General features: G+C 44.3%; 13 protein-coding genes. 10 read left to right on the top strand and 3 right to left on the bottom strand.

Translation table 11 applies throughout. The annotated features are described in order from the left end of the window. Window positions 1-73: 73 nt before the first annotated feature. The 6 genes from LY387_RS09345 to LY387_RS09325 all read left to right on the top strand — a co-directional run bounded on the left by LY387_RS09345 (window position 74) and on the right by LY387_RS09325 (window position 5,572). Window positions 74-445 carry a DUF333 domain-containing protein gene (locus LY387_RS09345; RefSeq protein ID WP_234493870.1) on the top strand — a complete coding sequence of 124 codons (372 nt, stop codon included), beginning with the start codon at window positions 74-76 and terminating at the stop codon, window positions 443-445. Further along, window positions 438-1,649 (top strand): alpha/beta hydrolase, encoded by a 1,212-nt coding sequence (locus LY387_RS09340; RefSeq protein WP_234493869.1) that lies wholly within the window; start codon window positions 438-440, stop codon window positions 1,647-1,649. The genes LY387_RS09345 and LY387_RS09340 overlap by 8 nt, the downstream gene beginning before the upstream one ends. A 300-nt stretch (window positions 1,650-1,949) precedes the next feature. Further along, window positions 1,950-2,024 carry a tryptophanase leader peptide gene (gene tnaC / locus LY387_RS27255; RefSeq protein WP_081936086.1) on the top strand — a complete coding sequence of 25 codons (75 nt, stop codon included), beginning with the start codon at window positions 1,950-1,952 and terminating at the stop codon, window positions 2,022-2,024. Window positions 2,025-2,295: 271 nt separating this feature from the next. Further along, the gene (gene tnaA / locus LY387_RS09335; RefSeq protein ID WP_234493868.1) at window positions 2,296-3,756 is read left to right on the top strand and encodes a tryptophanase; all 1,461 of its coding nucleotides are present in this window, start codon (window positions 2,296-2,298) and stop codon (window positions 3,754-3,756) included. A 114-nt stretch (window positions 3,757-3,870) separates the two neighbouring features. Then, window positions 3,871-5,085 (top strand): aromatic amino acid transporter, encoded by a 1,215-nt coding sequence (locus LY387_RS09330; RefSeq protein WP_234496093.1) that lies wholly within the window; start codon window positions 3,871-3,873, stop codon window positions 5,083-5,085. A 103-nt stretch (window positions 5,086-5,188) separates the two neighbouring features. Beyond that, window positions 5,189-5,572 carry a Rid family detoxifying hydrolase gene (locus LY387_RS09325; protein WP_234493867.1) on the top strand — a complete coding sequence of 128 codons (384 nt, stop codon included), beginning with the start codon at window positions 5,189-5,191 and terminating at the stop codon, window positions 5,570-5,572. Between the two features lie 106 nt (window positions 5,573-5,678). Here LY387_RS09325 and LY387_RS09320 read toward each other — a convergent pair whose 3' ends face one another. Further along, complete coding sequence (locus tag LY387_RS09320) at window positions 5,679-5,900, bottom strand: hypothetical protein (protein WP_128649681.1); 222 nt, start codon at window positions 5,898-5,900, stop codon at window positions 5,679-5,681. Between the two features lie 283 nt (window positions 5,901-6,183). On the opposite strand from LY387_RS09320, the gene LY387_RS09315 reads away from it, so the two are divergent. Next, window positions 6,184-6,954, top strand: coding sequence for a siderophore-interacting protein (locus LY387_RS09315; protein WP_234493866.1), 771 nt, complete (start codon window positions 6,184-6,186; stop codon window positions 6,952-6,954). Between the two features lie 310 nt (window positions 6,955-7,264). Continuing rightward, on the top strand, window positions 7,265-8,722 hold the full coding sequence (locus LY387_RS09310) for a glyceraldehyde-3-phosphate dehydrogenase (protein ID WP_234493865.1): 1,458 nt from the start codon (window positions 7,265-7,267) through the stop codon (window positions 8,720-8,722). Between the two features lie 71 nt (window positions 8,723-8,793). Here the strand turns inward: LY387_RS09310 and LY387_RS09305 are convergent, their stop codons facing one another. Continuing rightward, window positions 8,794-10,341: an alpha-amylase family protein gene (locus LY387_RS09305; RefSeq protein WP_234496092.1), complete on the bottom strand. Its 1,548-nt coding sequence runs from the start codon at window positions 10,339-10,341 to the stop codon at window positions 8,794-8,796. Between the two features lie 218 nt (window positions 10,342-10,559). Then, on the bottom strand, window positions 10,560-11,450 hold the full coding sequence (locus tag LY387_RS09300; protein WP_234493864.1) for a LysR family transcriptional regulator: 891 nt from the start codon (window positions 11,448-11,450) through the stop codon (window positions 10,560-10,562). 470 nt (window positions 11,451-11,920) lie between these two features. Between LY387_RS09300 and LY387_RS09295 the strand changes: the two genes are divergently transcribed. Both LY387_RS09295 and LY387_RS09290 read left to right on the top strand, forming a co-directional pair. Further along, entirely contained in the window at window positions 11,921-12,115 is a 195-nt protein-coding gene (locus tag LY387_RS09295; protein WP_234493863.1) for a Flp family type IVb pilin, read from the top strand. Window positions 12,116-12,163: 48 nt separating this feature from the next. Further along, window positions 12,164-12,604 (top strand): A24 family peptidase, encoded by a 441-nt coding sequence (locus LY387_RS09290; RefSeq protein ID WP_234493862.1) that lies wholly within the window; start codon window positions 12,164-12,166, stop codon window positions 12,602-12,604. Window positions 12,605-12,611: the final 7 nt, after the last annotated feature.

Raw genomic sequence — 12,611 nt, 5'->3', positions numbered from 1 at the left:
AATCATAAACGTGGTTGAAGTTTGCCTAAGTTCTTCTAAGTTTATGAATGTAGGGCGAACAAGGAGAACAACTATGAAAAGTCGTACACTAATTCGTTGTATCGGTGTGCTAGCAATAGGACCTGCAATGCTGATTGGCTGCGCAAAATCTGAACCAAAATCAGAGCCTGTTGGTATGGCAAACCCTGCGGCGGTCTACTGTGAAAAGCATGGTATGTACAACCTAGATACAGGGATGTGTAAACTCTCTTCGGGCGAAGAAGTGGATGCTTGGGAGTACTTTCGTGAGCATCATAAAGAAGGCCCCGATAGCTCAGCTCGTTTTTGTGAGGCAATGGGTGGCGGCTATATGCCGGACACCAAAGAGTGTGCGTTACCAGACGGCAAAGTGATGGATGCTGAAGAGTATTTCCGAGATCATCAAATGACCGGTGCTGGTGGCTAACCTGAATAAAAGCTTAGAAGCAACGAGTTGGAGTAAAGTCCTTTTAGGAACTTTAGTTTTAGCACTCGCCGGCTGTACCAATCCCATCATCAAGCAAGAGCCAGAAATGTACACCGTTTCTGGCTCGATTGCCCCTTACTCACAATCTACATTCGACGCCTATGTCGATGATACTTTTCAATGGCTCGATAAAACTCGTGTCTTTCATGGCGCTGGATATGACGCAGAAATGGCGGCGGTGAGCCCTTATCGCCTCAAGCCTGAAAGCCCCAATGGTAAAGGTATCTTGCTGGTACATGGGTTAGGGGACTCTCCTTACTCTTTCATTGATATTGCACCAGTATTGGCTGAAGAAGGTTATCTAGTACACGTGATGCTGCTTCCTGGGCATGGTTCTAGACCCGCTGATCTCATGTCACCAACGCTGGAAGATTGGCGAAAGTCGGTTGCGAATCAGATCGCCATACTTCAAAACGACGTCGACACAGTTTGGTTAGGTGGATTCTCTACCGGCACTAACTTAGTGACCACCTATGCGGCAAACAACCCAGATGCTATTGAAGGTCTTGTGTTGTTTTCTCCTGCCTATAGTCCGGATGATTTTATTGTCAGATTTGCTGGTGCCGCCAGCATGTTTGTAGACTGGGTCAATATTGCAAAAGAGCAAAACTACACTCGATACGACTCTCTGGCGATGCATGGTGCGTCGCTTTACTACCAAACTACAAAAGAAGTAAAAGAGACACTGGAGTCTAATCAACTGACCATACCCGCACTGCTAATGGTGTCCGAAAACGACGAGCTCATCGACACCGAGTCTGTTTATTCACTGTTTCGGACGGAGTTCGTGCACCCCAATAGCCGATTGGTGTGGTATGGGGAAAAGTCCTACCCAGATGCACGTGTGATTCAAAGCTCAATGAAACTGCCAGAACAGAACATAGAAAGTGGCTCACACATTTCAGTTCTCTACAGAGCCGATAATCCTCTCTATGGTGAGCGAGGCCTAATGCGGCAGTGTGGTGGAGAGGTAGAAGGGGAGGTTTACACCGTTGATTGCGTTGGAATGCCAACACTCACCTACACTGCGTGGGGGTTATTTGAACAGGACAAGGTAAGTGCGCGTCTGAGTTGGAACCCTTACTTCGACGCTATGATGTCGAGAGTGATTAAATTTATGCAAAATGATGGGGTAGTAAAATAGTAGTGTCATTTTTAGTTCAGACATTCCTGCAATAGATTGCAGGAGTCAAAATCTGAGCTCCATTTAATAATTAAAGTGTTAGGTGTTATCGCTGCGCTTATTAACTAGTACGCTATATTGATCTGCTTCAAAGTATTTATTGGTTTATATTAAGTCCATTCGAGATAATCAACTTTTTTGTTAGCGACTTCTCAAATTATATCCTATAGTAATGACTTGTACGGTAAGTTATAGATAATACACACAGTTACTTCGAAAAGCTTAATATCAAAGCTTCGAATATTGTAAGTAGGTAAAACTATGAATAAGTTCAACTCAATCAGTAGCTGGTTCACACTAGACTACAAAATCGCTTTCTTCTTTCCTTCGAGATAACCCTCTCTCTCGCACAATCCAGTGCGTCTAGCTGAACTGCTACCGTCGACAACCCTGTTTTGACTCTAGCTTGCAATCAAAGCGTATGCTTTACCTGTTGCAATCCTAGTTTTAGGAGTTTTCGAACTCGGCATTTCAGTACAACTCAAAATAAAAAATCAAATCGTATCTGGATATATTTCTAGATAGGGTTATCTGTAAATAAAATTTATCTTGTCGATTAATAATTAATAACGCTTGGCAAGGTGAATTAAATATTAGGTGAATTAAAATGGAAAACTTCAAGCATCTACCAGAACCATTCCGCATTCGTGTTGTTGAGCCAGTAAAACGTACGACTCGTGAATACCGTGAGCAAGCTATCATTAAAGCGGGTATGAACCCATTCTTGTTGGACAGTGAAGATGTATTTATTGATCTTCTAACCGACAGTGGTACCGGCTCTATCACGCAAGAGATGCAAGCAGCGATGCTTCGTGGTGATGAAGCATACAGTGGCAGTCGCAGTTATTACGCTCTGTCTAATGCCGTAAAAGACATCTTCGGTTATGAACTGACAATCCCAACTCACCAAGGTCGTGGCGCAGAGCAGATTTATATTCCTGTGCTGATTAAAAAGCGTGAGAAAGAGAAGGGGCTAGACCGCACCAAGATGGTGGCGTTGTCTAACTACTTCTTCGATACCACTCAAGGCCACACTCAAGTTAACTGTTGTGTTGCGAAAAACGTCTACACCAAGGACGCGTTTGATACCGCAGTAAATGCAGATTTCAAAGGTAACTTCGACCTCGAGAAGCTCGAAGCTGCAATTATTGAAGCGGGCCCTGCAAACGTTCCTTACATCGTGAGCACGATTACCTGTAACTCAGCCGGTGGTCAGCCGGTTTCTATCGCGAACCTAAAAGCGGTATATGAGATTGCGCAGAAATACGACATCCCTGTGATTATGGACTCAGCTCGCTACGCAGAGAACGCGTATTTCGTCCAACAGCGTGAACCTGGTTATCAAGATTGGACCATTGAGCAAATCACTCGCGAATCTTACAAGTATGCTGATGGCCTTGCCATGTCTGCGAAGAAAGATGCCATGGTACAAATGGGCGGCCTGCTTTGCTTTAAAGATGAGTCCATGATGGATGTTTATACTGAGTGCCGCACTCTATGTGTTGTCCAGGAAGGCTTCCCAACCTACGGTGGTCTTGAAGGCGGCGCTATGGAGCGTTTGGCTGTCGGTCTTTATGATGGTATGCGCCAAGATTGGCTAGAGTACCGCATCAAGCAAGTTCAATACTTGGTAGATGGCTTAGAAGCGATTGGTGTGGTTTGTCAGCAGGCTGGTGGACACGCTGCGTTTGTTGATGCAGGTAAACTGCTTCCACACATTCCAGCAGACCAGTTCCCAGCGCATGCCTTAGCTTGTGAGCTGTATAAAGTGGCCGGTATCCGTACAGTAGAGATTGGCTCTTTGCTATTGGGTCGCGATCCAGCAACGGGTAAACAGCATCCTTGTCCAGCTGAACTGCTTCGTTTAACGATTCCTCGTGCGACTTATACGCAAACGCATATGGACTACGTTATTGAAGCGTTCGAAAAAGTGAAAGAGAACGCGCATAAAGTGAAAGGTCTCGATTTCACCTATGAACCAGAAGTGCTTCGTCACTTTACGGCAAGACTAAAAGAAGTCGAAGTCGTTACCCCAAAAGCAGAAGCTAAAGTGCTCGAAGAAGCATAATCGCCTCTTAGGAACGCAGCCATTTGGTTGCGTTCTTTTCCTTTAAAACAATAAAAATAATAGTTAAGGGTGCATCACCCTAATCCAATAACGTGAATCAAAGAGAGCAGTATGATGAAAAAGAATCCGTCGCTAATTGGTGGCGCATGCATCATCGCCAGCGTCTGTGTGGGCGCAGGGATGCTTGGACTACCCAGTGCGGGCGCAGGAGCATGGACAGTTTGGTCTATGTTGGCAATCGCGATTACCATGGTTGTGATGACTATATCAGGATGGATGCTACTTGAGGCATTCAAACATTATGAACTAAAAGTATCGTTCGATACGGTGACCAAAGATCTTCTAGGCAGTAAGGTAAACCTGTTGAACAATATTACTGTCTATTTCGTCGGCGGAATTTTACTTTACGCCTATATCACTTCTTCAGGTCTTATTTTACAAGATGTGTTGGGATTGAATGCGAAGATCGCTTCAGCGCTGTTCGTATTGGTCTTTTCTGCCTTTGTTTGGCACTCGACTCGTGCGGTTGACCGAATTTCAGTGGTGCTAATCGCCTTTATGATCCTCAGCTTTGTCTTTGGGGTTTCAGGTTTGGCGGTCAAGGTCGATATGGCAGTACTATTTGATACCATTAGTGAAGAGAACGCGTACGCACCGTATGCCATGGCGATGCTGCCTGTTGCGCTTACCTCTTTTGGTTATCACCACTCAGTATCATCGATGCGAGCTTATTACGGCGATGAAACTAAAGCCAAGTATGCCATTCTTGGCGGTACAGTGATCGCCCTTAGCCTGTATTTTCTTTGGTTGTTTAGCATCTTCGGAAACTTACCACGTGCCAACTTCGGACCTGTGATAGAGCAGGGCGGTAATGTGGATGCACTTTTAAAAGCACTAGGCTCTGTGATTGAGTCAGAGCAGGTCGCGAATGCAATTAATACGTTCTCTATGGCCGCCATTCTTTCTTCTTTTATCGGCGTAGGGTTAGGCGTTTTTGATTTCTTAGCGGACTTTTTTAAGTTCGGCGACGATAAAGCGGGACGCACCAAAACGTGGTTAGTGACCTTCTTCCCACCACTAATATTGTCATTACTGTTCCCATTTGGGTTCGTTATTGCCATTGGTTATGCCGGTGCGGCTGCCACTGTATGGGCATGTATTATTCCAGCGCTTCTAGCGCGTAAAACGCGTGTTGTACATGCAGGTGGCGACGGGTTCAAAGCACCTGGCGGTAACGCCATGATCATGATTGTGATTGGCTTTGGTGTGCTTACCGCTATCTTCCATGTCCTTTCAATGATGGGCATGTTGCCAAGTTTTTCAGGATAGACCTCACTCAATAATCATCAAAAACATACCGCTGACTCGCGCTTTTAGTGCGCAGTCAGCATCTCGAATATCAGGATAAAAACGATTTATTAGGAATAATGCAATGAAATCCATTTCTACTGAAAATGCTCCACTGGCTATTGGACCTTATGTACAAGGTGTCACTTTCGGAAACATGGTTATTACGTCCGGACAGCTACCCATTAACCCAGAAACGAAAGCGATGCCGGATGATGTTGCCGAGCAAGCGACACAGTCTTTGAATAACGCGTTGGCTATTCTTAAAGCTGATGGTCTATTAGCAAGTAGTATTGTTAAAACAACAGTGTTTGTAAAAGATCTCAATGATTTTGGTCGAGTCAATCAAGCCTACGAGCAGTTCTTTATTGATAACGAGTCGTCATTTCCTGCGCGCTCTTGTGTTGAAGTAGCGAGGCTGCCGATGGATGCAAAAGTTGAGATAGAGGTGATAGCAGTAAGAGGGTAGTGTTTGTTATGGGGGCGCCTTAAATTCGGCGCCTTATCGTGAGCTCGTAGCTCTTTCCCAGTTATCTAGACGGGTGTCTTATAGGTGGTCATATAATCTGTAATTGTTATTTGCTCTGCCAAGTCTTGCTGATCCATCCCCCAATACTTTCATCAAAGTAGCTTCCGCTAAATTCTTGTTTGTACTCTACGACATTATCGGCTTGTGGACGTTCATCTAATAGATGATTGATGTACACCGCCATCGGGTCGTCGAACTGATCTCGACGTTTTCTCTCAGCAACTTCTTTGATGATTTGCATGCGATACGCCTTGCTCATTTTTTTCATGTTTTACCTCCATTGTTGTGAGCGGTTTATCAAACATAGGAGTTAATCTGATGCTGGTCAAATTATGAACAATGCTTTGTAGAAAAATAAACTTAAGAGTGGTATGCGGAATCTGCGTGTTACAAAGTTAGCACCCCAATATAGGTGCCATAAAAGGTACGTTTTACCCAGACTGACAAAGGTAAAAGTCTGTAAATTCAGGACTAAACTACTCAAAATCATAACTCTTGCTCCTTGAGTATGTGTTAGACTTAATGAAAACAATAATCATTAAGAGAACAACATGAAAAAGCCGTCGCCGAAAACTGCCTCAGTGTCTCGTGTCGAAACACTGACACCTAACATGCTTCGTATCACATTACAGTCTGATGCGTTTACCGCGTTCCCAAGTGAAAGCATTGGGGGGTATATTAAGCTGCTATTTAATGAAGAAGGTGGTACTGACGTGGCAGGTTTATCGATGGATAACCGTCCTAAGATGCGCACCTACACTATTCGTCGTCTTGATCAGCAAGCGGGTGAAGTAGATGTAGACTTTGTAACTCACGTGACGGAAGACAAGCTTTGTGGATTTGGTGCACGTTGGGCAATGGCAGCTCAAGTTGGTGACACGATTTCCATTGTCGGTCCGGGTACATTGCAAGAAGTCGATACTGAAAAAGATTGGTTCTTCTTTAATGCCGATATGACGGCTTTGCCAGCCTTAATAGTAAAACTCTCTCTGTTACCGTCCAGTGCGAAAGGTTATGCGGTCGTTCAGCTTGAAGATATGGCGGACAAGCAGGATATCGAGGTGCCAAAGGGAATCGATGTCATTTGGACAACAGGGTCGCTGTCGGATAAAGCCAAAACTCTATCTTGGCTTGAGGGCGAACCTTTTGTTTGGTGTGCCAGCGAGTTCGACGAGATGCGCGCATTGCGTCAATATTTCAGAAATGAAAAAGAGATCCCGCGTCAAGATATCTACATCAGCAGCTACTGGAAACGTGGTGTATCTGAAGATGGTCATAAAGCCATCAAAAAACAAGATAATGACGAGTTTGAATCCGCTTAACCATTATTAGTGAATATGGTTTGCCAATTAACTGCTGCTATTTCTTGATTGGTTTCATAAAATAACCTCGGCCTTGGTCACTATTTTTTACGACTAAGGTCGAGTCTCTCACCGCTAAATATTCTATCCAAGTCACATTTTTTTATTCATTTCCTCTGATTTATTTTTACTAGCAGATTAAGTACCTGTTTGTTACACTGCGTCGCATAAAAAATAACAACACGATTACATCCCCGTTCTGCTCAATATATCTTGTACCCTACATACGAGAAATAGCGAGCCTTTAATCTAGAGAGGCCCCCAGGTTACTATGAGTAATAGCAACATCTCGCAAACTGAAATCCACCAAAATCAATGGCAATTAAATCAAACACTCGCTGAGTCAATCATGCCGCTTCTTGGCCGATTGTACAGAGAGAAGGGCGTCGAAGTTCTTCTGTTTGGTAAGACACTCGTCAACGCCACCACAATCGACATCATCAAAACTCACCGACTATCACGTCACCACAGCACAACCACTGTCAACATTACTCAAACTGCCCCAATCATCGAGAAACTGATCGAGCTAGAGCTGTCGCCATGCTGTATCGATGTTGGCCAACTTGCGAGCCAATATTGGGCGACGAATGAAACTCACCATAACATTGGTGATTTTTTGATGACGGCGCTTACTGAGAGCATCGATAGCTCTGAGTCTGTGGAAGCCCGTGATGTTGTGCTTTACGGCTTTGGTCGAATCGGCCGTTTGTTGACCCGTATCTTGGTAGAAAAGAGTGGCCCTGGTTACCCGCTACGACTGCGCGCAATTGTTGTTCGTGGAGGCCGTGATGGCGACCTTCAAAAACGTGCGAGCTTACTGCGCCGTGACTCGGTACACGGTCAGTTCAATGGCAGTATTCTTGTTGATGAAGAGAATAAAGCGTTGATCGTTAACGGCAACTACATTCAAATCATCTATGCAAACAGCCCACAAGACGTCGATTACACTCAGTACGGCATTAACAACGCGCTTGTTGTTGATAACACGGGTGTATGGCGTGATGCTGAAGGTTTAGGTCAGCATGTAGCATGTAACGGCGCTTCAAAAGTACTGCTTACGGCACCTGGTAAAGGCGATATCAAGAACATCGTGTTTGGTGTTAACCACGATACGATTTTGGCAGGCGATACTATTGTTTCAGCAGCCAGCTGTACAACGAACGCTATTACCCCAACACTAAAAGCAGTGAACGATAAGTATGGCATCATCTCTGGTCACATTGAGACTGTTCACTCTTACACTAACGATCAAAACCTAATCGACAACTACCACAAAGGTGACCGTCGTGGTCGTTCAGCATCGTTGAATATGGTACTGACGTCGACAGGCGCGGCAAAAGCGGTGGCTAAAGCGCTTCCAGAACTTGCTGGCAAACTAAGTGGTAACGCGATTCGTGTTCCTACCCCAAATGTATCTATGGCGGTTGCGAATCTAAACCTTGAAAACAATACGACAAAAGAAGAGCTGAACGCTTATCTTCGTGAAGTTTCATTGACGTCATCATTGTCGGCTCAAATCGACTACACAGACTCAACGGAGATTGTCTCGACTGATTTGGTTGGCGCGCGCCACCCAGGAATCGTCGATGGTGAAGCAACGATTGCTCAAGATAACCGCTGCGTACTTTATATTTGGTACGACAACGAATTTGGTTACAGTTGCCAAGTTGTGCACTGTATGGAGCAGATGATGGGTGTGAAGTATAAGACTTACCCAGCACTTGCTTAATCTCAGTTAAACAAATTGAAAAGCCGCCTTGTATTTCGAAGGCGGCTTTTTTAATGGGCGTATACCAGTGATTATTGGCTTAACATTAAGAAGCGAGCTTCAAAAGGCGCTAGGTCAATATTGAAGTGCCCAGAAGTTAACGCTACGGTTTCATTGGACTGTAAGTCTTTGAGTTCGCCGCTAAAGCTAATACTGCCCTCTGTAACCGCAACCGTCTGATTGCTGTCAGTGGTGTTGACCACATAAAGTACAGACTCATCCGAAGTCGTTTTCAGATCGGCGTAAGCCGATGTGGTTGCGACAACGTTAGTACGTTCACCTTGTGAAAGTGATGAGTGTTGAGATCTCAGTGTCATTAGCTCTTTCACATAGTCTTTCAAATCCGTTTGGTTAGCGGTGAGGATATTGTCGCCAGTTACACCCTCGATGATTCCGCTCATTCGAGCGACGTGATCATCACAAACGCCGTTAATCGCACAATCAGTCGTTACTCTATCCGCAAAGCCCGGCAGTTCATCACCGATCTCTTCACCATAATAAAGCGTAATTGGACCCGTATAGGCAGCTAAAAACGAAATGGCGGCTTTGTGTCGCTGCCAATAGCCAGCATCAGTTGGCTCTGCTAGGTTTCCGCGTTGGATAAGATCCCCGAAGCGTACTAAGTCGTGGTTACCTAGCATTAGGTTAGGTTTAGCATGTGAAGGGTACGCGCTATGGGTTTGCATACCCTCTGCTAGCTTGATACCGCCTTGGTTTGAGCCATAACCGGACTCTTCAACTGCGAAGGTTTGCACCAAGCGATAGCGCATCGGGAAATCAAACGCAGAGCAAAGGGCCGGACTCTCCGCTGAGCCGTAACCGTTTTTGGCGATATTGCTTTCACCATCCCAAATTTCAGCAACCATGTAGCCAAGCGGGTTAACTAAATCGCCGTCAGAATTTGTATAGGTGACGGTTTTAGAGGTTTCATCCACCGCTTTACGGATTTCGGCCCATGCATCGGTAGGAACTTGATACGCCTGGTCTAAGCGCCAGCCGTCAATTTTGAGTTCTTTAATCCAGTACTCTGCTACTTCTTTATAGAAAGGAAGGCTCTCTGGATAACTGACAGGGTTACTACTGCCTACTGGTAGATTACCAGAAGGGGAGGCGACTACATTGTCCTTGTGATGTCCGAATACGCCGTCAAAGAAGACATATAAGCCACGCTTGTGCGCTTCCTCTACTAGCTTTTTAGCATCGTCCATGGTTCCAAATCGCGGGTCGATAGCAAAGTAGTTAGTCGCGAAGTATCCTGTTGCATCAAGACGATCAGCCCAGTGGTCTTGTCCATCGACGGGCACAGAATCAAAGATTGGTGTTAGCCAGACGGCGTTCATACCTAAATCTTGAATGTAATCGAGAGAGTCAATAATGCCTTGGATATCACCCATGTGATGACTGGTGCCGTAACCTGTGCCATGCCCTACAGCAGGGTCACCATCAACGAAACTTTCAACCATGACTTGATAGATGCGAAGATCGTCAGAGGCTGTTGCAACGTCAGCACTACACGCATAACTTGTTGTGCCACCTTGGTCAGCAGGTGATGTCGATTCGCCAGAGCAGCCCCACAGCATAGCGGCTCCGACAGAAATAGAAATAAGGGATTTAACGAATGTCACAAGATGTCCTTTTTATGATTATAAGTAGAGCATCTTGGATTATTTAACGGAATGATTGCTTATAAATCATCCTTAAATGAAATCATTTAGGATGAGATAAAGGGGTGAGAGATCTTGGGCACGTTTTGGGTAACGAAAGGTCTTCGTTACCCTGTGTGCGTCACAAAAAGCATCTAATTGGCTAGGTCTGCAACAAACGAACGTTGCACCCCAACTGTGGTTTTAAGCTTATTTTTGATCCACTGGTTATATAAACCAAACTCTGAGTGCACCGGCCAAAACAGTGAAGCGACGACTTTTCTACCAAAGAACTCGGTGTTGTTAGTGATTGTTGCCAATTGATTGCTGTCACTGAGAGGAGCGATAACATGCTCAGGTAAGAAGGCGATGCCTTTTCTTTCGTTACAAAGTTCGACAATGGTGCTGATGTCATCAAAACGCCAAGAACCACGAGCAGCAAAATCCGACAAGTTGAGTAGATCGTCCACACCATCCATCAGCAGCACGCGCCAAGAACTGCTTTCAGAAAATTGTATGAGATCGGGATGTCCTACCCACCAACAGTTAACTTGAAACAGCTCATCGGTATTAAACTCGTTATTTGTTTTGTGATAAGGGTTACCTAAAGCAAGATCAATTCTACCTTCATTGATGTAGTTACTCAGAACGAAACTTGGCTTGGTAACGACCACAAGATCGATATTTGGAAATGCTTCTGAGAAATCAAACAGTGTTTTCTTGACACTTTCGGTAAAAACCAATGGGTCAACGCCGATTCGAAATACGATATTTTCAGCCTTACTCATTTGCCCAGCAACGGAGAGCAAGTCACGATACTTAGATACGATGGGAGTCGATAGGTGATAAAAACGTTTTCCTTTATCGGTTAACGTTACTTTGCCACTTTCTCTGATAAATAGAATAAAGCCTAAATCAGACTCTAAATTTTGCACCGCGGTGCTGACGGTAGATTGAGATTTACCCATTTTTCGTGCTGCAGAGCTAAAAGATCCAGACTCTACAACAGCAACAAACGATATAATATTTTCAAACTGCAGTTTCATTAATGAACCAACCTAATAGGATGTGCCTAGTTATACTTTTATAATTTGCACTACGCTGACATACAGTAACCTGCCGTTTGGTCGATGACAACCCGTTACTTTACATTCTGTTACCTATATAAAGTCGAGCCAATTCAATAAACCAAGATGGTCTTAATAAACGCCTCTGTCGATTATAAAGTGTGAATGCCATTCCGAAAACATGTGTTGTGTTGCTGTAAAGTGTGATCTGTGCCACGCAAGAATAATGACTCCAATTGGAAATGTCCCTTTTGGTATGGTGTGCGTTGTTGGTTAAGTAATTGAAATAAATGAATTAAACTCGTTTGTTGTACGTTATTGTCAAAGTTACAAGCTTTAAACATCATTCTGGCTATCGATAAAATCAATAGCTGCTATTTTCTCAGCGCCGTACGGTTAACATAAAATACGAACTGCCTATTGTTGAATAACATTGAAAGGACTAAATCATGATGGCTAAATTACAAACTAAAGCAGTAGCTTTTTTAAACGACTTTAAAAACGACGAGCGTGGTGTTACAGCCATCGAATATGGTTTGATTGCAGCAGCAATGGCAGCTGCTCTAACTGTTATATTTGGAGATTCGAGCACCTTTATCAGCGCGCTCAAAGGTCTATTTAGCGGTATTGCCAGCAGCCTATAATTATCGAGCTGAGCTCTTTATATCGGGGCTCAGCTACTAGCAGTGCTGATGAAAATATACATTCTGTTACTTGTTTCGGTTTGCCTATTACTTTCATTCTATGATTTTAAACAGAATAGGTTGCCTAACAGGCTTATTGGCATACTGCTTGTCATTCAGCTTCTCGGTATCTATCTTGACCAAATCTATGTCACAAGCTTTTTGGTCGTATTGCTTTCAGGGTTAGTCATATTTGGCCTGAGAGTGATGGGGGCTGGCGATATTAAGTACGCTGCAGTACTTGCGCTCACATTACCTACTCAATGGTTGATACCCGCACTTGTATTGACAGCACTGTCTGGCGGATTTCTTGCCGTAATTTATTTCGCTTGGTTTAAAGTTCGTCAGTTGCAAGGTATTCCGGTTACAGCTCCAGGGCTTCCTTACGGAATTGCAATCAGTTTAGGCTTCTATTTTCCGATACTAAACCACTACTTAACAACCTTATAAAATAACA

It is taken from the genome of Vibrio maritimus, assembly GCF_021441885.1.
Classification (GTDB): domain Bacteria; phylum Pseudomonadota; class Gammaproteobacteria; order Enterobacterales; family Vibrionaceae; genus Vibrio; species Vibrio maritimus_B.
The sequence above is the reverse complement of the archived record's forward strand: the minus strand, read 5'-3'. Positions and strand labels throughout refer to the sequence as shown.